The following is a 23418-nucleotide window of genomic DNA, read 5'->3' as shown; positions in this document are numbered from 1 at the left end:
TCTAATCGTGGCGGCTTCCCGCCCGTCCCATGGAATCGGCGGGCCCGTTCGCCTACTCTCGTTGCACCCCGGGCACGGCGCGCGGGGTCGGGAAGGAACCATGGCAAACAGCGGCCGGCCCGACGCCGCCCCCCACGAGGACCACGAGGGCCTCGGCGAGCGCGCTCGGCGAACCCTGCACACGGTCGAGGAGAACTACCCCCACAACATCCACCCCGGCCTGGTGCCCGGCATCGGCGTGGAGGAGCAGCGGATCCGCTACGGAACGGACCGCGTGGTCTTCGGCGTCGCCGCCACCCTCATCATCGCGTTCATCGTCTGGGGCATCACGTCGACGGAGTCCCTCAAGGCCGCCTCCGACTCCGCGCTCGCCTGGGTGGTCTCGAACACCGGCTGGCTGTTCAACTCGCTCATGGTCGTGGTGTTCGGCTTCATGGTGTTCATCGGGCTCAGCAAGTTCGGCTCCATCCCGCTCGGCCGGGACGGCGAGGAGCCCGAGTACTCGAAGTTCTCGTGGGTGGCCATGATGTTCTCCGCCGGCGTGGGGATCGGCCTGTTCTTCTTCGGTCCCTACGAGCCGCTCACCTACTACCTGTCGCCGCCCCCGGGGACCGCCGGGCCGGAGACGCCAGACGCCCTGCACCAGGCCCTGGCGCAGACCTTCTTCCACTGGGGCCTGAACGCCTGGGCGATCTACGCCGTCGTCGGCGCCGCGATCGCGTACGGCTCGTACCGGCGCGGCCGCGTCCCGCTGATGAGCTCCGTCTTCACGGCCCTGTTCGGCGCCCGGCACACGGAGGGCCTGGCCGGGCGGCTGATCGACATGTTCGCCATCGTCGCCACGCTCTTCGGCACGGCCGCGTCCCTGGGCATCGGGGCGCTGCAGGTGGGCCGCGGCGTCGAGATCGTGGCCGGCCTCGGGCGCCTGCCCAACGCGGCGCTGATCATCATCATCTCGGTCCTCACGGCCGGGTTCGTGGCCTCGGCGGTCTCCGGCATCAGCCGGGGCATCCGCTGGCTGTCCAACATCAACATGACCCTGTCGTTCATCCTGGCCCTGTTCGTGTTCGTCGCCGGGCCCACCCTCTTCATCCTCAACCTGGTGCCGGCCGCGATCGCGCAGTACTTCGCCGAGCTGCTGCACATGATGGGCAAGGGCGCGTCGTGGGGGCCGGAGGCGGCCGAGTTCGCGTCCTCGTGGACGGTCTTCTACTGGGCCTGGTGGGTTTCGTGGGCCCCGTTCGTCGGCGTCTTCCTGGCCCGCATCTCCCGGGGGCGGACGCTGCGCGAATACGTGTTCTACGTGCTGGCCGTGCCGTTCCTCGTGTGCGTCGCGGCATTCACCATCTTCGGCGGCACGACCATCAACTCCTACATCACCGGCGGACCGGTCGATCCGTCGGCCTCGCCCCAGGACCTGTTCTTCCAGATGCTCGCCTCGCTGCCGCTGGCGGAGTTCACGCCGATCCTGGCGATGGTGTGCATCTCGATCTTCTTCGTGACCAGCGCCGACTCGGCGTCGGTGGTCATGGGCATTTTGTCGCAGCGGGGCAAGCCGAACCCCACGTGGCGCGTCACGGTGTTCTGGGGCCTGGCGACGATGGGCATCGCCGTCGTCATGCTGCTCGTCGGCGGGGACACCGCCCTGCAGGGCCTGCAGAACCTCGTGATCGTTTCGGCCCTGCCGTTCGCGCTGATCTTCGTGCTGATGCTGATCTCGTTCGCACGGGACCTGGCCACCGACCCGCTCGTGATCCGCCGGCGCTACGCCCAGGCGGCCCTGCAGCAGGCGGTGAAGGCGGGGATCGACCAGCACGGGGACGACTTCGTGATCTCCGTCCGCAAGGCGCCCGAGGGGGTGGAGGGCGCGGGGGCGAGCTTCGACTCCACCGCGCCGCACGTCACCGAGTGGTACCAGCGCACGGACGAGGAGGGCCAGCCCGTCGACTACGACTACGAGGCCGGCGAGTACGCCGACGGCTGGACGCCCGAGGGCAGCGACCCCGCCGAGCCGGACGACGGCGGGACGGAGCGCACCGCCAGCCCGGAGGACGGCCGGACGGCGCACGGGACCGATGCGACCGGTCCGGAGGACACCGGGAACCCCCGCGGGCGGCAGGACCCCGGACCGGGCGGACCGGGCGGCGGGCGCGAGGAGGGCGACGCGGGGCGCCGCTGACGCGGCCCGGTCCCGGAGTCGCCGCGCGCCCGGTCGGCCGCCGGTTTCACCGCCGGCCGGAACCCGTCCTAGCGTGTGGGTGTGAAGCACTCCCCCGCCGCGTCGACGGCCCTCGTGATGGCCTCCCTGTTCAGCCAGCAGGGCGGGGCGGCCCTCGCCGTGCTCGTGTTCCCCGCCGCGGGGCCGCTCGGCGTCGTCGCGCTGCGCCTGGTGTTCTCGGCGGCGCTGCTCGTCGCGGTCGCGCGGCCGGCCCTGCGCAGCCTCGACCGGCGCCAATGGACGGCCGCCGCGGGGCTCGGCCTGGCGCTGGCGGGGATGAACGCCGCGATCTACGGGGCGATCGACCGGATCCCGCTCGGCGTCGCCGTGACCATCGAGGCCCTCGGCCCGCTGGTGCTCTCCGTCGTGGCCGGCCGCCGCGCCGCCGGGCTGGCCTGGGCCGGGCTCGCCCTGGCCGGGATCGTGCTGCTCGGCCGCGACGGCCTGGGCGGCGCCGCCGACGGGCTGGACCCGGTCGGCGTGCTGCTGGCCCTGGCCGCCGCGGCCTGCTGGGCCGCGTACATCCTCGCGAACCAGCGCGCCGGCTCCCTGTTCCCCGGCGTGAGCGGCCTGACGCTCGCCCTGGCGATCGGCTCGGTCGCCGTGCTCCCGGCGGCGATCGGCTCGGCCGGGACGGCGCTGCTGGATCCGGTCGTGCTCGCCGTGGGCCTGGGGGTGGCGCTGCTGTCCTCGGCCGTGCCGTACGCCCTCGAGATGCAGGCCCTGCGACGGCTGCGCGCCTCGACGTTCGCGATCGTCGTCTGCCTGTCCCCGGTGGCCGCCGCCGTCGCCGGGCTCGTGGTGCTGGGGCAGTCGCTCGGCTGGCTCGACGTCCTGGGCATGGCCCTGGTCGTCTGCGCCGGGATCGGCGCCGTCAGGATGGAGGCCCGTCCCCGCCCCTGAGGCGCCAGGTCCCGGCGCCCGGCCCCTGCCGCGGGGACGCCAGGGACACATTCGTGCGCCGGCCCTCCCCCGTCCCCGGCGTGTCGCGACCGACACGCCGGTATCCGGTGCCGCGTTCACGCCACCGGGGAGCCGATGTGTCCCGGGCGTCCCCAGGCCGCCGGCCCCGGCGCCTCCCGCCCCGGGCTGCCCTTGAGAACGTCCCGGAGCGGGCTTACGGTGGTGTCCCCGACGAGCAGGAGGTGCGTGATGACCGAGAATCTGGAGCCTCTGGACCCGGCCGACGCCGAGGCGCTGGCGACCGGCGCGATCGACGCCGAGGACGCGCGCCCCGCGGAGGACCCCGGCGACAACCCGGGCGTCGACGAGGACCGTTCGGTGCTCTTCGAGGACCGGCGGACGGGCGAGGACACCCCGGACTACGACGACGGCCTGGGTGTCGACGAGGACCTCGACCCCAAGAACCTCTGACCCGGGGCGCCGACCCGGGGCACCGGGCGCGGCGGCGGGCCCGGCACCTGGGGATGGTGCCGGGCCCGCCTTTTCCGGGGGGCTAGTCGAGGACCTTCCGGGTGCCCTCGGCGGTGAGCAGGACGGCCACCAGGCCGGCCACGAGGACCGCGATCCAGAACCCGGCGACGGCCACCGTCCCGCCGACCAGCACCAGGCCGGAGGCGATCATCGGGGTGAAGCCGGCGCCCAGCGTCGAGGCGCCCTGGTAGGCCAGGGAGGCGCCGGTGTAGCGGACCCGCGTCGGGAACTGCTCGGCGATGTAGGCGCCGATCGGGCCGTAGAGCAGGCCCTGGACCAGGCCGTTGCCGACGACGATGGCGACCGCGAAGCCCCACAGGGTCCCGCTGTCTAGCAGGAGCAGCAGCGGGTAGGCGAGGACGATGCCGGTGACGCTGCCGACGATGAGCATCCGGCGCCGGCCGAAGCGGTCGGACATCCGGGCGGCCCAGAACGTGACGAGGAGCGTCAGGATGGCGCCGACCGCCTTCCAGTTGAGCACGCCCTCGCGGTCCACGCCGTTGCCGACGGCCACCGAGACGCCCCACATGGTGAGGAGTCCCTGGCAGCAGTAGAAGCTCATGGTCGCGACCAGGGTGAGGACGACGGCGCGCGGGTGGTTGCGCAGCACGTCCAGGATGGGCAGGCGGGCCCGGCGCGACTCGGACTCGTCCTGCAGCTTCTGGAACATCGGGGTCTCGGCGACCTTCAGGCGGATGACCAGGCCCACGGCGATCAGGACGGCCGAGAGCAGGAACGGCACGCGCCAGCCCCACTCGAGGAACTCGTCGCCGGTCACGGCGGAGAAGAAGGAGACGACGAGCGTGGCGAGGATGGCGCCGGCGGGGCCGCCGCCGTTGGCGAACGCGGTCGCGAAGCCGCGGCGGCTCTGGGGCGCGTGCTCCAGGGCCATCAGGGCGGCGCCGCCCCACTCGCCGCCGACGGCGATGCCCTGCAGGACGCGCAGCAGCACGAGCGCGATGGGTGCCGCGATGCCGATCTGCGCCGTGGTCGGGAGCATGCCGATGAACGTGGTGCCGACGCCCATGATGAGCATGGACAGGACCAGCATCTTCTTGCGTCCGACGCGGTCGCCGAAGTGCCCGAACACGACCCCGCCGAGGGGCCGGGCGAGGTAGCCGGCGGCGAGCGTCGCGAACGAGGCGAAGACCGCGAAACCGGGCCCGAGGTTGGAGAAGAAGACGGGGCCGAACACGATGGACGCCGCCGTCGCGTACAGGATGAAGTCGTAGTACTCGATGGCGCTGCCGACGAAGCTCGAGGCGAGGATCCGCCGCATGTCCTTCGTGTTGAGGGACTCGGGCGCCGCGGTCGCCGCGGGGGCCGGGCCGCTGGGCCGGACGTGGGTGCTGTTGCTCACTGGGATGCTCCTGGACGGGTGGGGCTTACGCGGGGACGCGGTCGGCGGCGGGACGGAGGACGATGGAGTCGAGGTCGTCGGGGATGTGGACGGGGCCGGCGAAGTTGCGGGCGGCGGCCCGCCACGCGTCGTCGTCGGCCGTGCCCGGGACGAGGTGGTGCAGGGCGAGCTGCCGGGCCCCGGCCTCCGTGGCGACGCGGGCCGCGTCGGCGGCGGAGGTGTGGGACTTGTAGTGGTGGTCGCGGGCGGCCCGGGATCCGACGTCGTCCCGGCCCGCGTACATGGACTCGATGAAATCGAAGTCGATGGCCTCGTGCAGCAGCAAGTCGGTGTCGCGGGCCAGCCGGACCATGTTCGGGGTGTAGCAGGTGTCCCCGGAGATCGTCACGGAGCCACCCGCGGTCTCGAACCGGAACCCGAAGGCCGGCGCCACGGGCGGGTGCTGGACCAGGATCGCCGTGACGGTGACGAGCTCGTCGCGGTGGATCACGAACGGCTCCATGTCCGGCGTCGGGTTGTCGTTCGGGTGGTACCCGGTCCCCGCCGGGATCTCGATGTCCCTGGCCGTGAACAGCTCGTGCGGGCTGGGCCGCAGGGAGTCGATGATCCTGTCGTTCAGGTCCGTGGCGTGGGCGCGCATCAGCAGGTCGAACATCTCGCGGGTCCCCGGCGTCGGGCACTCGGGCGCCAGCGGGGTCGGCGGGACGGCGGCGCGCGGCGAGGCGGGCGGCAGGACGCCGCGGTTGCCGGGGCCGACGACCGGCACGGGGTCGCCGGTCCGCTCCAGCAGCTCGTAGAGGCCGAACACGGCCAGCGACGCGAGGTCGACCGTGTGGTCCGAGTGCAGGTGCGTCAGGAAGATGCCGCGCAGGTTGCGCAGCGCCAGCCCCGCCTCGGAGAGGCGGCGGCCGACGCCGTGGCCGCAGTCGACGAGGTAGAACGCGTCCCCGACGACGACGGCGGTGGCGATTCCCGTCCGCCGGCTCGGCCGGTCCGCGCGCCACCACTTGGGCCCGCCGGCGGTGCCCAGGGTGACGACGCGGGGCGCGGCCTCCGCGGTGGCGAGGGTGTGGTCCATGTGTGGTGCTCCAGATCTTGGCGGGCTGTTTTCTCCAGTGTGCTCCGCGTCACGTAATATGGGAACTCAATAGACTGAATGGAAAGCATCAGGAGAATCTATGAGTGAGGTCACGCTGCGGCAGCTGCAGTACTTCCTTGCCGCCGTGGACCTGGGCTCCATCACGGCGGCGGCGGAGCACTGCCACATCTCCCAGGCCGCGGCGTCCATGGCCATCGCGCAGCTCGAGAAGGCCGTGGGCGCGCCGCTGCTGGTGCGCCACCGTTCCCGCCGCGTCGTGCCCACGCCGGCCGGGCGGGAGTTCGCGGTCCACGCCCGCGGGGTCCTGGACCGGCTCGTGGAGGCCCGGGAGTCCGTCGCGGAGAGCCTGGGCGCGATGCGCGGGCCCCTCCGGATCGGCACCAGCTTCACGCTCTCCCCGCGCGTGGTCCCGCTGCTGGCCGAGCACTTCACGCGCGAGCACCCCGCCGTCGACCTGCGCCTCACGGAGGGGGCGCCGACCTCCCTGCAGGAGGACGTCCTGGGGGGACGCCTGGACGTGGCCTTCGTGTACGCGCTGCAGGCGAACGAGGGAGTCGAAACGGTCGACATCGCGCCCGTGCGGCTCCACGCCATGCTGCCCGCCGGGCACCGTCTCGCCGGACTGGAAAGCGTCAGGCTGCGCGACCTCGTCCAGGAGCCCGCCGTCCTGCTCGACGTCCCGCCCACCGCCCAGCGGCTCACCGAGATCGTCGAGGCCGCCGGGCTTCGGCTCGACGTGCGGTGGACCAGCCCCAACATGGAGACCATCCGCTCGCTCGTCGGACGCGGCCTCGGGTTCTCCTTCGCCAACAGCCTGCCCGCCACCGGGGCCACGTTCGCCGGGCCCGAGGTCGTCTACCGGCCCATCGCCGACCGGATCCCGGCCAACCGGATCGTCGGCGTCGTCCCGCCGGGGCGCCTGCCCCGCCGCGTCGCCGAGGCGATCGACCTGCTCTCCACCACCGATACGGAAGGACACCCGACACCGTGAACCCCACCCCCGAGGCCCCGCGGCTCGAGCACACCGCCACCATCGAGGTCGACGTCGACGCCCCCATCGACATCGGCGCCACCGCCAACGGCGTCCGCCGCGTCGTCCCCATCCGCGGCGGCCGCGTCACCGGACCCGGCCTCCAGGGCCGCGTGCTCAACGCGGGGGCGGACTTCCAGCGCTACCCCTCCGAGGACGTCGCCCACCTGTCCGCCGACTACGTCCTGGAGCTCGACGACGGACACCGGATCCTCGTCGAGAACCTCGCCCTGCGCACCGGGGACCCCGAGGACCTGCGGCGCATCATGGCCGGGGAGACCGTGGACCCGTCCCGCATCTACTTCCGTTGCGTCCCCACGCTCAGCGCCGACGACTCCGGTCCGCACGCCTGGGTGAACCGGACCCTGTTCATCGGCACCGGCGAACGGCGCCCGAGCGGCGTGCGGATCGACGTCTTCCGGGTGCGGTAGGGACGCCGCGGCCCGGCGCGCCTACACTTCTGGCATGGAATCCCTCGCCGCCTCCGCAGGTCCCGCCCTGGACCTCGTCGGATGGGTCGCGGCCACGGCCGGGCTCGCGTTCCTCGTGGCGGCGCTGGTCGCGCGACGGCGCGCGCGCCGCTGGCGCACGGCCCACGGCGAGATCCGCACGCTCGAGGGCCAGCCGTGCGTCGTGTGGACGACGGAGGACGACACGGTGCAGTCGGAGGCCCTCCCGGCCGGCCTGCGGGAGACGGGCGGGCCCCGGCTGGCCGCCCACGGCGCGGCGGACCGCGGACCCGCGGGGCGCGCGGCGCCCCCCGAGCACGCGACGGTGCACTACGTCCCCGGCAGCCGCCGCAAGTGGCGGCTCGAGCCGCCGGAGGACCACGCGCGGATCCTGTTCCGCACCGCGGGCGCGCTCGGTGGGCTCTTCCTGGCGGCGCAGGCCCTCGGGCTCGCCGCCGCGGCCGCCGCATAGGAGCGCGCGGACGCCTAGAGTGGGCCCATGTCCCCCACCACCTTCGACGCCGAGGCCGTGCTCTTCGACCTCGACGGCACCCTGATCGACTCGACCGCCGCGACCGAGCGCGCCTGGACCCGGTGGGCCGACGAGCTCGGCCTCGACGGGTTCGTCTACCGCTTCCACGGCGTCCCGGCCTACCGGATCGTGGCCGCCCACGTCGAGCCGGAGCGGCAGGCGGAGGCCCGCGCCCTGATCGACCGGCTGGAGGCCGCGGAGACCGACGGGATCGTCGTCAAGGCCGGCGCCCAGGAGCTGCTGGACTCGCTGCCGGCGGAACGCTGGACGATCGTGACCTCCTGCACGCGCGGGCTGGCGGGCGTGCGCATGGCGGCCCTCGGGCTCTCCGCCCCCGGGCACATGGTCACCGTGGACGACCTGACCCACGGCAAGCCCGACCCCGAGGGGTACCTGCTCGGCGCGCGGCGCCTCGGCGTCGACCCGGCGCGGTGCCTGGTCGTCGAGGACGCCCCGGCCGGCGTGGAGGCCGGGCGCGCCTCCGGGGCCGCGGTGCTGGCGGTGTCCGGGACGCACGCCGCCGGGGAGCTGGCGGGGGCCGACGCCGTCGTCGACTCCCTGGAGCGCGTCCGCGCGGCGGCCGGCCCGGCGGGCCTGGCCATCGAGCTGGCCTGACCCGGCCGCGGTGGCGTGCGACGATGTCCGCATGCCCACCCGCATCCTGCTGATCGCCGACACGCACCTGCCCCGGCGCGCCCGCGGGCTGCACCCGGACCTGTGGCGCGAGGTGGAGGCCGCGGACGTCGTCCTCCACGCCGGCGACTGGGTCGACGAGGCGACGCTGGACGCCCTGGAGGGGCGCTCGCGGCGGCTGGTCGGGGTCTGGGGGAACAACGACGGGCCGGGACTCCGGGCGCGGCTGCCGGAGGTCGCGCGCGTGGAGCTGGACGGCGTGCGCTTCGCGATGGTCCACGAGACGGGACCGGCCGCCGGGCGCGAGGCGCGGTGCGCCGCGGACTACCCCGACGCCGACGTCCTGGTCTTCGGGCACAGCCACATCCCGTGGGACACGGTGGCCCCGACCGGCCTGCGCCTGCTGAATCCCGGCTCCCCCACGGACCGGCGGCGGCAGCCGGTCTGCACGTTCATGCGGGCCGTCGCCGACGGCGGGGCGCTGCGCGGCGTCGAGCTCGTCCCGGTGGACCGGGTGTAGGGCCGCGCTAGCGCCGGTGGTACGCCTCCTGCAGGCTACGGACCTCCGCGGCCAGGTCCTCCACCGGACCGTCCACGGGGACCCCCGGCGCAACGGCCCCGATGGGCAGCGGCGCGACCGGGCCCGGAGCGACGCCGAACCCGGCGAGCCAACGGCCGAGCTGCTCCGAGGACGAGGCGTACGCGATCCGGCCCAGCCCCACCCACGCGTGGGCGGCCGCGCACATCGGGCAGTGCTCCCCCGACGTGTAGACGGTCGCCGCGGCGCGCTCGGCGGGCGCGAGGTGCTCCGCCGCCCAGCGGGCGATCGCGAACTCCGGGTGCCGGGTCCGGTCCCCGTCCTTGACCCGGTTGCGGTCCTCGAACAGCACGGCGCCGTCGGACGCGACGAGGACCGAGCCGAACGGCTCGTCGCCGTCCTCGAGCGCCTCGCGCGCCAGTTCGACGCAGCGGCGGAGATGGGTCAGGTCGTTCCCGTCGATGGCCATGGGACCAGTATCCCTAGAATCGTCGGGTGCCCTCCCCTTTCCGCCGCCTCCACCCCGCCTGGGCCGTCGCCGCACTGACGCTGCTCGCGCTGGTCGCCGGCGCCGCGTTCCGCTCGACCACCGGCGCCCTGTTCGCTCCGCTGGAGTCCGAGTTCGGCTGGACCCGCACCGGCACCAGCGGGGCCGTCACCCTGAACCTGGTTGTGTACGGCCTGACCGCCCCCTTCGCCGCAGCCGCCATGGAGCGGTTCGGCATCAAGCGCGTGGTCGTCGCGGGCCTCGCCCTGACCGCGCTGGGCAGCGGGCTGACCGTATTCATGGACTCCCTCTGGCAGCTGTGGGTCCTCTGGGGCCTGTTCGTCGGCACCGGCACGGGCGTCATGGCCCTGGTGTTCGGCTCGATCGTCGCCAACCGGTGGTTCGCCACGCGCCGCGGCCTGGTCATGGGCCTCTTCTCGGGGGCCAACGCGTGCGGGCAACTGGTCTTCCTGCCCGCCGTCGTCGCCCTGGCCCAGGACCCGGGGTGGCGCGCGGCGGCCCTCGCGACGGCGCTGGTCGCGGCACTCATCATCCCGCTGTTCGCCCTGTTCTTCGCCGACTCCCCCGCCCAGCGCGGGCTCCTGCCGTACGGGGCCCCGCCGTCGTCCTCCCCCGGGACTACGGCGGACGACGGCGGCGCGCCGGCCAGCGCGGCACCCGCCCATGGCGGGCCGCCCGCGGAGCCGGCCGGCAGGATGGCCGTGCGCGTGCTGCGGGAGGCCGCGGGCCACCGCCCCTTCTGGGTCCTCGTATTCACGTTCGCCGTCTGCGGCTGGTCCACGAACGGCCTGGTCCAGACGCATTTCATCCCCGCCGCGCACGACCACGGCATGCCGGCCACCACCGCGGCCGGGCTGCTCGCCCTCATCGGGATCTTCGACCTCGTGGGGACCGTCGCGTCCGGGTGGCTGACGGACCGGTTCAATCCGGCCGTGCTGCTCATGGCCTACTACGGGCTGCGCGGTCTCTCCCTCGTCTTCCTGAACACGCTGCTCGGTCCGGAGATCGCGGCGCCGCTGTGGGTGTTCATCGTCTTCTACGGGCTGGACTGGGTCGCGACCGTCCCGCCCACCGTGGCCCTGTGCCGGACGCACTTCGGGGTGGAGCGCGCCGGCGTCGTCTTCGGATGGGTCTTCGCGGCGCACATGGTGGGCGCGGGCATCGCCTCGGTCGCCGCGGGCTGGCTGCGCGAGGCGACGGGCTCCTACCTGCTGGCCTGGCTGTCCGCCGCCGTGCTGTGTTGGCTGGCGGCCGCCTCGCTGTGGGGCGTCCGGGCCGCCCCGCGCCCCGAGCGGGAACTCGAGCGCGCGGCGTAGCGGTCCCGGCCACCGAGACGGCCCGCGGACGCGCGGGAGCCTCCCGGCCGGAGGGGGAACCGGCCGGGAGACCCGTGGGGGCGCTACGCCCCCTGCCCTACGCGCGGGCGGGGCGCCTCCCGACGCGTCCCAGGGCCGCCCCCAGGAGGGCCACCGCGAGGAAGCCGGCGGTCAGCGCCATCCCATCGGTCGGCCCGGAGGCCGTCGCGGCACTCGAGAGGACGGTGCACAGGCCCGGGGCCCGGTCATCGCCGGTTCCCTGCTCTCCGGCCGACCCCGACGACTCGAGGGTCCCGCTCCCGCTGGCGGTCACCGTGGAGTCCGCGCCGAGGGTGCCGCTCCCGGCATCTCCGTCCGCAAGCGAACCCTCCGCGCCCGCCGTCGACGTGCCGGCGGTGGCGACGCCGGCGTGCGTGCCGGTCGCGGTGCCGGCGTCGGTCCCGGATTCGGCGCCGGCACCAACGGTCGCGTCGTGCTCCGCGTCGGTCGCGGTGTCGGTGCCGTGGTCGGCGTCCGTCTCCGTCCCCGCAGAGGCGTCGGTTCCCGCATCGGCGCCCGCGTCGGCGCCGACCGTGCCGGAGCCGTGGTTCACACCGCCGGTGGTTCCGCCGTCGCCTTCGTGGCCGTCGCCCGCGTCGGCGCCCTCGTCACCCTCGTCGGGGTGCGGAGCCTCCTCGCCGTCGTCCGGATGCGGAGCCTCCTCGTCGCCGGTTGCTGGCGTCGCCTCCGAGCCGGTGGCGTTGCTGTCGCCGAGGACAGAGATGGCGTTCCCGCCGACCGACACCGGGGCGTCCGCGTCCACGACCGCCTGGGTCCCGGACGCCGCGCCCTCGTCGCCCGAGGTCGCCGCCCCGGCATCGCCCGCCGCGGCACCGTCACCGGCACCCGCATCGGACCCGGCCGTCGAACCCGACGAACCGCTGCCCCCAACCACGGACACGGCGTTACCGCCGACCGTCACCGGGGCATCCGCGTCCACGACCGCCTGGGTCCCAGACGCCGCGCCCTCGTCGCCCGAGGTCGCCGCCCCGGCATCGCCCGCCGCGGCACCGTCGCCAGCACCCGCATCGGACGCCGCCGCCGAACCCGACGAACCGCTGTCCCCAACCACGGACACGGCGTTACCGCCGACCGTCACCGGGGCGTCCGCATCCACGACCGCCTGGGTCCCAGACGCCGCGCCCTCGTCGCCCGAGGTCGCCGCCCCGGCCGGCTCCGTCCCGGCACCATCCGCGGCGGTGCCGTCGCCGGTTCCTGGCGTCGCCTCCGAGCCAGTGGCGTTGCTGTCGCCGAGGACAGAGATGGCGTTCCCGCCGACCGTCACCGGGGCGTCCGCGTCCACGACCGCCTGGGTCCCGGACGCCGCGCCGTCGTCGCCCGAGGTCGCCGCCCCGGCCGGCTCCGTCCCGGCACCATCCGCGGCGGTGCCGTCGCCGGTTCCTGGCGTCGCCTCCGAGCCAGTGGCGTTGCTGTCGCCGAGGACAGAGATGGCGTTCCCGCCGACCGTCACCGGGGCGTCCGCGTCCACGACCGCCTGGGTCCCGGACGCCGTGCCCTCGTCGCCCGAGGTCGCCGCCCCGGCATCGCCCGCCGCGGCACCGCCACCGGCACCCGCATCGGACGCCGCCGTCGAACCCGACGAACCGCTGTCCCCAACCACGGACACGGCGTTCCCGCCGACCGTCACGGGAACGTCGACCTCAACGACTCCCTGCTGCCCGCCGAGGAGGGCATCGGTTCCCGAGGTGGTGGCGCTCGGCGCGTCCGCGTCGCCGCCGGCGTCCGTGGCCGCTCCCTCGGACGTCGAGTCTCCGACCCCGGAGACCGCGTTGCCGCCCACGGTGACAGGGGCGGTGGCGTCGACCACGGCCTGGTTTCCCGAGGCCGCGCCGTCGTCGCCGGAGGTGGTGGCGGCCGTGGCGGCCGCCGCTCCGAGGGCTACGACGCCCCCGGCCAAGAGGGCGCCGTAGAGCCCCCGCTGTAAGCACTTGCGCATGGTTCTGCTCCTGAAGACTGGTGTTGTTGCGGCGGCGAGCGCCGCGGGACCGTGCCACCGCCAGGGGTGGCGCGGCCGCACTCAGTCGGGAGTGGAACCGGGGTCGAAGGCCGGCCCGTCGGGCAGGAGGGCGTCGCCGGCGGCGCGCACGAGCGCTGCGGCGAATTCGAGCGGTACGGGGCCGCAGGGGCAGTCGGCCATCGGCGGACCGGCCCCGCCGGCTGCGCCCGCTGCCGCTCCCCCGGTCGCGCCGAGTGGTGCGGGTGCAGGGGCGCCGTAAGGCCCGTGGGCGGACGACGGCGGCGCCGCCGCATCCCGCTCCACGGCGCCGGAGAGGAAGTCGACAAACTGGCCCCAGAGGTTGCGGTCGCCGTCCAAGGCCGGGTCCTGCCCGCCAAGGAGGAGCTCCGGGAGGACCTCGAGACCTGGCGGCGCCGCGTCCTCGCCCGATCCGGGATCGTCGGCGGAGCCGCCGACAACGGACTCGGTCTCCGGGGCGGGGTCGGGCGCGGTCGAGACCCGGTCCGCCGAAGGCGCTGCGGCATCGTCTGCAACCGGTGGCGCCGGGACGGGGGCCCCGGCGGGCGCGCTGGCGTTCTTCGGCTCTGCCGGTGCGGGCTCCACGGGGACCGGGACCTCGGCCCGGGGCAGGACCGCTTCCAGGACCGGGGGCTTCACCGAGTCGGCCACGCCGCCGACGGCACCGGTCACCGGCTTCACGGCCTCCACCGCGGACTCGGCGGCGGGGCCGGCCGTATCGACGGCGTCGACGACCACCGGCACAGCCACATCCTCGACGGCGTCGACGGCCGGCTTGGCCGTCCCGGCGATGGACTCAAGCGCCGGCTCGGCGGAGTCGACGATGGGCTCGACCGCAGGCTTCGCCGTGTCGAGGACTGGCCCGGCAGTGTCCGTCATGGGCTCCCGCGCGGGCGCCTCGGCGACCGGTGCCTTGGCGGGCGTGGGGGCCACGGGTTCGCTCACGGTCTCGAGCGCACCCTTGACCGCACCCGGGTCTACCGTCTCCGGGGAGGCCTGGGTCCCGCTCGGCGCGGATGAGCCGGCCTTCGCCACGGTGCCGCCGGTCGTGGCGGTCTCAGTCACCGGGAAGGTGGCCTCGTCGACGACGGACAACGCGGGCGCGGTGGTCTCCGCCTGCGCCGCCGAGGCTCCGAGCCAGAGGCCTCCGACCCCCAGTCCAAGACCCAGGGCAACGCGGGATGCGGCGGCAAGCGTCGCCAGACGTCCCCCCACAATGCACCCCCCGATGAGCGCGGCCCCGGACGACCGGTCCGAGGCGGAATTGGCTCCACGGTAAGCACGGGCGAAGCGAAAGTAAACACCTAAACGTGGGGGTGTCCAAGCTGCCGGTCGTGGCCTACGGTCGCCCTAGGCAGGGGGCTGTGAAACCCGGCCGGAGGATGTAAACCATCACCTTTCAGGACCGGGCGTCGGCTTCTAGACGGAACAGTCCAGAATGCGGCTGAGGACGGGGTTTGCGGCCGAAGAGACTATGGCGAATTTCACAATCTGAGTGAATATTGATGTCAAGTCTTCCTTCTCCGGACGGTTTGGGATACGAAACCGTTATATGACCGGGGAGGTTACATCACAGTGAAAAAACAAGATTCAAGCGACGCGCCCCATTCCGGAGGGGATTCCCACGCCCCCGTGCGCCCTGGAGAGAGCGTCGAGCGCCGGCTCCGCATCGCCGTCGTCGCCCGGCCGCACCACCCCCTGGTGGTGCCGTTCGCCGGTCACGTCGAGTCCCACACCGCCCAACTGGCGGCGGCCCTGCACCGGCGCGGCCACGAGGTCACCGTCTTCTCCAAGGAAGGCAGCCACGTTCCCTGCGGCCTGGTCGAAACCATGGACGCGGCGTTCGACATCGACGGCTATCCCAAGGACGGCGAGTTCCGGGCGTTGCACGCGCGCCTGGACGGGGCGATGAACGAGGCCATGGACGTGGTTCTCGGCGGGGCGTTCGACGTCGTGCTCAATGCCTCGGACAGCCCGGTCGTTCCGCAGCGCCTCGCCGGCTTCCCGGCGGTGCACGTCCATCATTTCCGGGAGGCGCACCGGGTGCGCATGGCGCTGCGGGGCGGGCTCCGCTCCGATCCGCTCCACGCCCACATCACGGTCTCGGAGCCGAATGCGATCGCCTGGCGGCCGTACATCCCGCGGATGGAGACCATCCCCCCGGGAATCGACATGCACTGGTGGCGCCCCGTCGACGAGAAGGAGCCCGGCACGGCCGTCTGGACCGGCCGCATCGCCCCGCACAAGGGCCCGCACGTGGCGCTTGAGGCAGCGACGCAGGCCGGGCTCCGGCTGACGCTGGCTGGCCGGGTGGAGGACCACGACTACTTCACCGAAGAGGTGGTCCCGCGCCTGAACCACCACCACAAGTACGTCGGACACCTCCGGCCGGAGGAGCTGGCCCCGCACCTCGCCTCCGCCGAGGTGTTCCTGAACGCCCCGCAGTGGGAGGAGCCGTTCCCACACGCGGCGCTCGAGGCGATGGCCTGCGGCACGCCCGTGGCCGCGCTGCCCAGCGCCTCCGCCAAGGAGCTCCTCGTGCCCGGCACCGGGGTCGTCGCGGAGGACTGCTCGCCGCAGGCGCTCGCCCGCGCGGCCCTGCGGGCCCGGCGGCTCTCTGGGGCCGAGGCCCAACTCCACGCCCGGGGCTACTCCCTGGGCCGGATGACACAGCGGTTCGAGGACCTCATGGAGCGCCTCGTCGACGTGGCGGAGCACCCGCCAGCCGAGGGGCGGACCGCACTCCACGCGGCCTCGCGGAGGCCGGCCGCCGGTGCCGCGAGGGCGGCGGCGCGGTCCGCGGGCACCACCGGGGACGGGACGACGGGGGCCCTCGCCGGGACCGGCGCGTAGCCGCCGCGCACGGACGAAGGGGGACGGCGGCGGGAGCCCCGCCGTCGTCCCCCTCTTCCATGCCCCGGAGGAGGGCCGAGTCAGCCCAGCGGGGCGCGGTGGCCGCGCAGGCCGAGGAACTCGGGACGCGGACCGCCGAGCACGAGGCGGTCGACGTCCTCGTCCGCCAGGGTCCGGAAGTGGCGGCGGCGGGACAGGAAAAACACGACCCCGAGCGCGACCCAGACGGCCAGGGCAGTGAAGGACTGCGGGCCGAGGAGCGCGGGCGAGCCGGGCACCAGCAGGAGCCCGAGGAACGCCACGGCCGTGACGGCGCCGAGCGCGCTGAGGATCTTCTTCGACGTGGAGCGGGTGCCCTCCACCTCGCCGGGGCGGTCCGGAACGTGGTTCCAGCGGAAGACCTTGTAGGCGCACAGGCAGGTGTACAGGTAGGCCACGGTGACCCCGACGGCGCTCATGTCGACGACCCACACGAGGGCGGCCCGGCCGAACCACGGGGTGATGAGGCAGACCGCGGCGACGAACCAGATCCCCGCCGACGGCGTCTTGTGCACCGGGTGGAGCTTGGCGAACCGGCCGGGGATCATCTGGGCGCGCCCCATGGCCAGCAGGAGCCGGCTGGCGGAGACGAAGAACCCGTTGAGGCCGGTGCCCACGCCCATGGCCACGCCGATCGCCAACAGCGCCATGCCGCCCCCGCCGAGGGCCCCGGTCAGGGCGTCCGCGGAGCCCCAGGCGGCGTCGCCGGAGACCACACGCTCCCAGGGGCCGGCGAGCGCCACGGAACCGATCATCGCGGCGTAGAGCAGGGCGGCCGCGGCGATGGCCAGGACGATCAGGCGCATGGCCTTGCTCGGCGCGAAGTCGAACTCCTCCGAGGCCTGCGGGACGTTGTCGAAGCCGACGTAGGCCCACGGGGCGATCGCGACGATGGCCAGGATCGCGGAGATCGGGGCCACGCCGTCGGGGAAGGCCGGCGTCGCGTTCGACAGGACCACCCCCGGGCTCATGAGGACCCCGACGAGGATGGCCGCCACCGCGACGAGCATGACGATGCAGGCAATGAACTGCACCCGACCGGACAGGGCCGCCCCGCGCACGTTCAGCAGCGCGAACACCACCAGGGCGGTCATCGAGATCAGGACCTCGACGAGGTACACGTCGAACCCGGCGATCGTATAGAGGTGTCCCTGCTGGACGATGTCCGGCAGCAGCCTGCGGAACAGCAGCCCCAGGGCCGACGCGTTGAGGGCGACGATGCACGTGTAGCCCAGCGTCAGGAACCACCCCGCGAAGAAGGCCTGCGTCCGGCCGAACCCGATCAGCGCGTAGGCGAGCTCGCCGCCGGAGACCGGGAAGCTGCGGATGAGCATCCCGTAGCTGACGGCGATGACGACCATGAGTGCCCCGCCGATCAGGAAGCCCGTGATCGCGCCCACGGGCCCCGCGGTGCCGAGCCAGTCGGTCGGCAGCACGAACGCGCCCCAGCCGACGGCGGAGCCGAGCGCGACGGCCCAGACCCAGCCGGGTTTCAGCGTCTTGGCGAGGCGCTCGGGGTCGCCTCCGGCTGCGGCAGGGACGCCTGCGCCCGGCGTGCCGGGTCGGGGGCCGGCCCCGGAGGGCGGAGTCGGTGGGGTCATCGGAACCTCGTTCCCTAGGGGCTCGCGCGCCGCACGCCGGGGGTTGGCACGCTGCGCTGGTCGCGGGGAACCCTAGCACGCGGGGCGGCGCCGTTCACGGGGTTTCCGGCGGCGGACGCGCGGCAGCGCCGCGGGGCCCACCACCCCGCGGCGCCGCCCGGCCGGTGGCCTCCTAGACGTAGTCCTTGTACTTGTCGAGGATGCGGACCGGCTTCTTCAGGGCGTCCCGGCGGAACGGGTCGCCCAGCTCGCGGGTGCACATGACCTCGATGACCGTGGTCTTGCCGTCGACCATCTGCGCGTTGATGGCCTCCTTCAGGGCCGCGCCCACGTTCTCGAGGCGGTCGACGACGACGCCCTCGGCGCCCATCGAGCGGGCCATCTCGGCGAAGCTCTCGCCGTTGTCGAGCTCGCCGGCGACGAAGCGGCGGTTGTAGAACTCGACCTGGTTCTTCTTCTCGGCGCCCCACTGGCGGTTGCGGAAGACGACGGCGGTGACCGGGATGTCGTGCCGCACGGCGGTGAGGACCTCGCCCATGCTCATGGCCCAGGCGCCGTCGCCGGCGTACGCCACGGCCGGGCGGTGCGGGGCCGCGGCCTTGGCGCCGATGATGGTCGGCAGCGCGTAGCCGCAGTTGCCGAAGCTCATCGGGGCGAAGAAGCTGCGCGGCTTCTCGAAGCGCAGGTAGCTGTGGGCCACGGAGTTGATGTTGCCGATGTCCGTGGAGACCATGACGTCCTCGGGCATGGCGCTCTCGAGCTCGCGCAGGACCTGGCGCGGGTGCAGCCAGTCGCCCTCCTCCTGCTCGGCCTCGGCGATGACGTCCAGCGAGTACTCGTCGCGCTCGTGGGTCCACTCGGAGAGCTCCTGCTCCCAGTCCGCCTTGACCTGCTTGACGTACGCGGCGCGCTCGGCCTTGGTGGAGTCCGCGGCGAGGTCGCGGCCGGCCAGGCGCTCGACGAGCTCGGCGGCGACGGCCTTGGCGTCGCCCGTGATGCCGACGTCGATCTTCTTGACCAGGCCGAGCATCTTGTGGTCCGCGTCGACCTGGATGATGCGCGCGTTCTCGGGCCAGTAGGCCTGGCCGTACTGGGGCAGCGTGCCGAACGGGCCGAGCCTGGTGCCGAGGGCCAGGACGACGTCGGCCTCGGAGATGAGCCGCATGCCCGCCTTGGAGCCCTGGTACCCGAGCGGGCCGGCCCACAGCGGGTGGCTGGCCGGGAACGAGTCGTTGTGCTGGTAGCTGTTGACGACGGGGGCGCCGAGCCGCTCGGCGAGCGCCTTGCACTCCTCGACGCCGTCGGCCATGACCACGCCGCCGCCGGAGACGATCACGGGGTTCTTGGCCTCGGCGAGGAGTTCGACGGCGGCGGCCAGGCTGGCGTTGCCGCCCGCGCCGCGGTCGACGCGGCTGGGGCGCGGGATCTCGGTCTCGACCTCGCCGTAGAAGTAGTCGCGGGGGATGTTCAGCTGGGTCGGGCCCATCTCCGACATGGCGCGGTCGAAGCAGCGGGCCGTGAACTCGGCCATGCGGGACGGGTTGACGACGTGGCCCTGGTACTTCGTGAACTCCTGGAACATCGGCAGCTGGTTGGCCTCCTGGAAGCCGCCCAGCCCGATGCTGTTCGTCCCGGCCTCCGGGGTGATCATGACGACCGGGCTGTGGGCCCAGAAGGCGGCGGCGATGCCGGTGACGCAGTTGCTGATGCCGGGGCCGTTCTGGCCGATGACGACGCCGTGGCGGCCGCTGGCGCGGGCGTAGCCGTCCGCCATGTGCGCGGCGCCCTGCTCGTGGACGACGGGGACCAGCCGGATGCCGGCCGGCGCGAAGATGTCCATCGCGTCCATGAAGGCCGAGCCCATGATCCCGAAGATGTCGGTCACGCCGTTGGCGACCATCGTCTCGACGAAGGCCTCGGACGTCGTCATCCGCTGCTTGCCCTGGACGACCTCCCGCCCCGGCTGCGCTCCGCTCTTCTCGACCTGCGCTTCGCTCATCTCGAGTCTCCTTGTGGATTGCCGGGCACCGCTCCTGTTCCGGATTCCGGTGCGATTCGTTCCCGAAACCGGGATTCGTGTTCAAGCTATGCGACTTGGCTCACAACAGTCAAGGGCTATCTTGTTTTTTAGTGCGGATGGTACGGTTTTTTGAAACAGGAGCGATTGGAGGTGCCGCCATGGAGGGCGTGACCGAACCGGAGCTGGGCGCCGCGGGCAGCGTGCAGGGCGAGACCCCGGCGCTGCGCCTGCTGGCGCTGCTGGAGTTCATCACCACCAGGGACCAGCTGTTCACGCTGCAGTCCCTCGTGGAGCAGACGGGCATCCCGAAGCCGACGCTGCACCGGATGCTGCAGCAGCTCGAGGGCGCGGACCTGCTCATGCGCCAGAGCGACGGCAAGCACTACGGCACGGGGTCGCGGATGCGCCGCTTCGCCGAGGACGTGCTGCTCAACGACACCCGCCACGGCGCCCGCCACGCCGTCCTGCGGCGCCTCGGGCAGGCGGTCGGCGAGAGCTGCAACATCACCTCGCTCTCGGGCGGGGAGGTCATCTACCTCGACCGCGTGGAGACGACCGAGCCGCTGCGCATCCACCTGGGGCCGGGCTCGCGCGTGCCCGCCCACGCCTCCGCGAGCGGGAAGATGATCGTCTCCCAGTTCGGTCCCGCGCAGCGCCAGCGGATCCTTCCCGAGGGCGGCCTCGAGGCCTGCACCCGGCACACGACCACCGACCCCGCCCTCCTCGAGGACGAGCTCCGGCAGGTCCGGGCACAGGGGTACGCCCTGGACCGGGAGGAGTTCCTCGACGGACTCGTCTGCATCGCGGTGCTCGTGCCGAGCGGGGCCGGCCGCTCCAACCTCTGTGTCGCCGTCCAGGCCCCGGTGGTGCGCAAGACGGCCGACGACCTCGTCGAGCTCCTGCCCCTGTTGCGCGAGGCCGCCGACGCCCTGGCCGGGATCGAGGCGCAGCAGCTCGCCTCCGACGCCCGGGAGGCCGAGCTGGCGGGGGCGGCGCGGTGAGCGCCGGCCAGCCGGGGCCCGGAGGGTCCGTCTCTGTCCGCGAGGCCTTCGGGATCGACGCGGACCTGCGCGTCCCGGCGTTCGCGGAACCGACCGAGCACGTCCCCGAGCGCGACCCCGGGTACCTCTTCCACCGAGACACCACCCTGGCGATCCTGGCCGGCTTCGCGCACAACAGCCGCGTCCTGGTCCAGGGCCTGCACGGGACCGGCAAGTCGAGCCACATCGAGCAGGTCGCCGCCCGGCTGAACTGGCCGTGCTTCCGGGTGAACCTGGACGGGCACCTCAGCCGGCTGGACCTGGTCGGCAAGGACACCGTCGTCGTCGAGGAGGGCCGGCAGGTCACGCGGTTCCAGGAGGGGGTCCTGCCGTGGGCCCTGCAGCGGCCGGTCGCCCTGGTGCTCGACGAGTACGACGCCGGCCGCCCGGACGTCATGTTCGTGGTCCAGCGCCTCCTCGAGCGCGACGGCTCCTTCACGCTCGCCGACCAGAACCGCGTGCTGCGCCCGCACCCCGCGTTCCGGCTCTTCGGCACCGCCAACACGGTGGGCCTGGGCAACACGACCGGGCTCTACCACGGGGTCCAGCGGCTCAACCACGCGCAGCTGGACCGGTGGAACGTCGTGGCCACGCTGAACTACCTCTCGCCCCGCGAGGAGGCGGACATCGTCGCCTCGCGGGTCCCGGAGGTCGCGGAGCGCGACGGCGGGGAGCTGCTCGCCCGGATGGTCGCCGTCGCGAACCTCACCCGGGAGGCGTTCCGCGCCGGGGACCTGTCCACGCTGATGTCCCCGCGCACCGTGATCTCGTGGGCCGAGAACATCCGGATCTTCGCCGATCCGGCCACGGCCTTCCGGCTCACGTTCCTCAACAAGTGCGACGAGGCCGAGCGCCCCCTGGTAGCCGAGCACTACCAGCGCTGCCTCGGCACGGAGCTGGCGGAGGCCTTCTCCCCCGAGCCCGTCCCGGCGTAGGCGATGCCGGCCCCGACCCGGGCGTCCCGGGACGCCGACGCGCTGCGCCAGGTCTGCGCGGCCAGCCTGCGCGCCGAGGCCGCGGACCCCGCCCTGGACCTGCGCGGCGGCTACGTGTTCCGCGGCGGCGGGCTCCTGCCGCTCGGCGCCCCGCACCTGTACCCGCGGCACGGCGAGGACTCGCTGGGGTCCTTCCGCGGCGCCGTCGACGGGATGGCCCTGCGGCTGCGCCACTCGGACGCGTCGGTGCACGCCGGATTCGCCCCGGAGGAGACCGCCGCCGCGGCCGTGTTCGACCTGCTCGAGCAGTACCGGACCGAGTCCCTCGCCCCTCCCCTGCCCGGGTGGCGGGCCAACCTGCGCGCCCGGCACGTGGAGTGGTCGCGCCGCTTCCACGCCAGCGGCCTCACCGAGACCGACCTGGGGATGTTCCTGTACACCGTGGCGCAGGTCTGCCGGTCGCGGCTCACGGGCGAGCCGGTGGTGCCGGACACGGAGGACGCGATCGAGGGCATGCGCGTCGAGCTCGTGGCGGCCGCCGGCATCCACCTGGGGGCGCTGCGCACGCACCGCTTCGACCAGCGGGCGTTCGCCCCGCACGCGCTGCACCTCGCGCGGCTGGCGCAGGAGCGGGCCGAGCCGGCCGACCCGCGGGTCCGACGCCCGCGGCCCGGGCGCCGCGCCCCGGACTTCAGCCTCTTCGTCCCCCTGGACGAGGCCGCCGGCGACTACGGGTCCGCCGGGGACGGGACCCCCTCCCCGGCCCTGGCCGCCCACGGCTACCGGCGCTTCACGACGGCCTACGACCGCACGCTGCCCGCGGCGTCCCTCGTCCGGGCCGACGCGCTCCGCGGGTACCGGGAGGCGGTCGACGCGCGGACCGCCGCGGCCGGCCTCAATGTGCCCCGCCTGGCCCGGCGGCTCGAGGCCCTCCTGTGCCTTCCGGAGCCGGACGGGTTCGACGGCGGCCACGAGGATGGCCACCTCGACGGCGCGCGTCTGGCCCAGCTGGTCGCCTCCCCCACGGAGCGCCGGCTGTTCACGCGGCCCGCCGCGCGACCGGTCTCGGCCAGCGCGGTCTCGTTCCTGCTCGACTGTTCGGGCTCCATGAAGGAGCACGGGGAGGCGCTGGCCACGCTCGTCGACGCGTACGCCCGCGCGTTCGACCGGGCCAGCGTCGCCTGCGAGGTCCTCGGCTTCACGACGGCGACCTGGAACGGGGGCCGGGCCCTGCGCGACTGGAAGCGCGCCGGCTCGCCGCCGCACCCCGGGCGCCTCAACGAGGTCCAGCACCTGGTGTTCAAGGACGCCGACGCCTCTTGGCGGTCCTCCCGCCTCGGCCTCGCCGCGCTGTTGAAGACGACGCTCTACCGCGAGGGGATCGACGGCGAGGCGGTCGAGTGGGCCGCCGGCCGGCTGGCGGGGCGCTCCGAGCGGCACCGCATCCTGTTCGTGGTCTCCGACGGGTCGCCGTCGGACGGCGCGACGGCCCTGGCCAACGACGACGGCTACCTCGGCGCGCACCTGGCTGCCGCGGTCCGCGGGGCCGAGGCGTCCGGGACCACGGTCGTCGGCGTGGGCCTCGGCCTGGACATGAGCCCGTACTTCCGCCGCTCCACGATCCTGGACCCGGACCGGCTCGGCACGTCGGAGTCGGTGGCCGACCTGCTCGGCGTCATCGCTCGCCTGCCCGTGCCGGCGCCCTAAGACCGGCACCGCAACAGACGGTAGGAAAAATAATGGAGCGTAGTGGTTGGTCTGCGGCCCGCAAAGCAACC

General features: G+C 73.8%; 20 protein-coding genes. 13 read left to right on the top strand and 7 right to left on the bottom strand.

The features are described 5' to 3' along the window. The first annotated feature begins 100 nt into the window (after positions 1 to 100). From AC1Q5D_RS04570 to AC1Q5D_RS04560, 3 genes are all read left to right on the top strand, one after another. Positions 101 to 2179, top strand: a complete 2079-nt coding sequence (locus tag AC1Q5D_RS04570; protein WP_481737384.1) for a BCCT family transporter — start codon at positions 101 to 103, stop codon at positions 2177 to 2179. A 117-nt stretch (positions 2180 to 2296) separates the two neighbouring features. Further along, complete coding sequence (locus AC1Q5D_RS04565) at positions 2297 to 3121, top strand: EamA family transporter (RefSeq protein WP_481737537.1); 825 nt, start codon at positions 2297 to 2299, stop codon at positions 3119 to 3121. Between the two features lie 249 nt (positions 3122 to 3370). Beyond that, a complete protein-coding gene (locus tag AC1Q5D_RS04560; protein ID WP_481737383.1) occupies positions 3371 to 3592 on the top strand; it encodes a hypothetical protein in 222 nt (73 codons plus the stop codon). Between the two features lie 82 nt (positions 3593 to 3674). Here the strand turns inward: AC1Q5D_RS04560 and AC1Q5D_RS04555 are convergent, their stop codons facing one another. Together AC1Q5D_RS04555 and AC1Q5D_RS04550 are read right to left on the bottom strand one after the other, a co-directional pair. Next, complete coding sequence (locus AC1Q5D_RS04555) at positions 3675 to 5012, bottom strand: MFS transporter (protein ID WP_481737382.1); 1338 nt, start codon at positions 5010 to 5012, stop codon at positions 3675 to 3677. A 25-nt stretch (positions 5013 to 5037) separates the two neighbouring features. Then, positions 5038 to 6090 (bottom strand): MBL fold metallo-hydrolase, encoded by a 1053-nt coding sequence (locus AC1Q5D_RS04550; protein WP_481737381.1) that lies wholly within the window; start codon positions 6088 to 6090, stop codon positions 5038 to 5040. Positions 6091 to 6190: 100 nt separating this feature from the next. On the opposite strand from AC1Q5D_RS04550, the gene AC1Q5D_RS04545 reads away from it, so the two are divergent. From AC1Q5D_RS04545 to AC1Q5D_RS04525, 5 genes are read left to right on the top strand one after another with little or no spacing between them, the layout of a single operon-like run. Continuing rightward, complete coding sequence (locus tag AC1Q5D_RS04545; RefSeq protein ID WP_481737380.1) at positions 6191 to 7102, top strand: LysR family transcriptional regulator; 912 nt, start codon at positions 6191 to 6193, stop codon at positions 7100 to 7102. After that, positions 7099 to 7572, top strand: coding sequence for a DUF3237 domain-containing protein (locus AC1Q5D_RS04540; RefSeq protein ID WP_481737379.1), 474 nt, complete (start codon positions 7099 to 7101; stop codon positions 7570 to 7572). The genes AC1Q5D_RS04545 and AC1Q5D_RS04540 overlap by 4 nt, the downstream gene beginning before the upstream one ends. 34 nt (positions 7573 to 7606) lie before the next feature. Next, positions 7607 to 8062 carry a hypothetical protein gene (locus AC1Q5D_RS04535; protein ID WP_481737378.1) on the top strand — a complete coding sequence of 152 codons (456 nt, stop codon included), beginning with the start codon at positions 7607 to 7609 and terminating at the stop codon, positions 8060 to 8062. A 27-nt stretch (positions 8063 to 8089) separates the two neighbouring features. Then, the gene (locus AC1Q5D_RS04530) at positions 8090 to 8737 is read left to right on the top strand and encodes an HAD-IA family hydrolase (protein WP_481737377.1); all 648 of its coding nucleotides are present in this window, start codon (positions 8090 to 8092) and stop codon (positions 8735 to 8737) included. A gap of 31 nt (positions 8738 to 8768) precedes the next feature. Next, entirely contained in the window at positions 8769 to 9275 is a 507-nt protein-coding gene (locus AC1Q5D_RS04525; RefSeq protein WP_481737376.1) for a metallophosphoesterase family protein, read from the top strand. A 7-nt stretch (positions 9276 to 9282) separates the two neighbouring features. Here AC1Q5D_RS04525 and AC1Q5D_RS04520 read toward each other — a convergent pair whose 3' ends face one another. Continuing rightward, positions 9283 to 9762 carry a nucleoside deaminase gene (locus tag AC1Q5D_RS04520; RefSeq protein ID WP_481737375.1) on the bottom strand — a complete coding sequence of 160 codons (480 nt, stop codon included), beginning with the start codon at positions 9760 to 9762 and terminating at the stop codon, positions 9283 to 9285. A gap of 26 nt (positions 9763 to 9788) precedes the next feature. Between AC1Q5D_RS04520 and AC1Q5D_RS04515 the strand changes: the two genes are divergently transcribed. Next, entirely contained in the window at positions 9789 to 11117 is a 1329-nt protein-coding gene (locus tag AC1Q5D_RS04515) for an MFS transporter (RefSeq protein ID WP_481737374.1), read from the top strand. A gap of 97 nt (positions 11118 to 11214) precedes the next feature. Here the strand turns inward: AC1Q5D_RS04515 and AC1Q5D_RS04510 are convergent, their stop codons facing one another. Next, positions 11215 to 13113 (bottom strand): beta strand repeat-containing protein, encoded by a 1899-nt coding sequence (locus AC1Q5D_RS04510; protein ID WP_481737373.1) that lies wholly within the window; start codon positions 13111 to 13113, stop codon positions 11215 to 11217. A gap of 81 nt (positions 13114 to 13194) precedes the next feature. Continuing rightward, complete coding sequence (locus AC1Q5D_RS04505) at positions 13195 to 14217, bottom strand: hypothetical protein (protein ID WP_481737372.1); 1023 nt, start codon at positions 14215 to 14217, stop codon at positions 13195 to 13197. A gap of 567 nt (positions 14218 to 14784) precedes the next feature. Here AC1Q5D_RS04505 and AC1Q5D_RS04500 point away from each other — a divergent pair. Then, a complete protein-coding gene (locus AC1Q5D_RS04500) occupies positions 14785 to 16005 on the top strand; it encodes a glycosyltransferase (protein ID WP_481737371.1) in 1221 nt (406 codons plus the stop codon). An 80-nt stretch (positions 16006 to 16085) separates the two neighbouring features. On the opposite strand, the gene AC1Q5D_RS04495 is transcribed toward AC1Q5D_RS04500, so the two are convergent. Further along, positions 16086 to 17645, bottom strand: a complete 1560-nt coding sequence (locus tag AC1Q5D_RS04495) for an APC family permease (RefSeq protein WP_481737370.1) — start codon at positions 17643 to 17645, stop codon at positions 16086 to 16088. 172 nt (positions 17646 to 17817) lie between these two features. Continuing rightward, positions 17818 to 19644 (bottom strand): sulfoacetaldehyde acetyltransferase, encoded by a 1827-nt coding sequence (xsc, locus tag AC1Q5D_RS04490; protein ID WP_481737369.1) that lies wholly within the window; start codon positions 19642 to 19644, stop codon positions 17818 to 17820. Positions 19645 to 19823: 179 nt separating this feature from the next. On the opposite strand from xsc, the gene AC1Q5D_RS04485 reads away from it, so the two are divergent. Genes AC1Q5D_RS04485 through AC1Q5D_RS04475 form a run of 3 tightly spaced genes read left to right on the top strand, consistent with a single transcriptional unit; the run spans position 19824 to position 23347 of the window. After that, a complete protein-coding gene (locus AC1Q5D_RS04485; protein WP_481737368.1) occupies positions 19824 to 20666 on the top strand; it encodes an IclR family transcriptional regulator in 843 nt (280 codons plus the stop codon). Then, on the top strand, positions 20663 to 21640 hold the full coding sequence (locus AC1Q5D_RS04480; RefSeq protein ID WP_481737367.1) for an AAA family ATPase: 978 nt from the start codon (positions 20663 to 20665) through the stop codon (positions 21638 to 21640). The genes AC1Q5D_RS04485 and AC1Q5D_RS04480 overlap by 4 nt, the downstream gene beginning before the upstream one ends. 3 nt (positions 21641 to 21643) lie before the next feature. After that, positions 21644 to 23347, top strand: coding sequence for a cobaltochelatase CobT-related protein (locus AC1Q5D_RS04475; RefSeq protein WP_481737366.1), 1704 nt, complete (start codon positions 21644 to 21646; stop codon positions 23345 to 23347). Positions 23348 to 23418: the final 71 nt, after the last annotated feature.

This window comes from Arthrobacter paludis, assembly GCF_056782315.1.
Note: the sequence above shows the minus strand (reverse complement) of the source record. Positions and strands in the feature narration are given on the sequence as shown.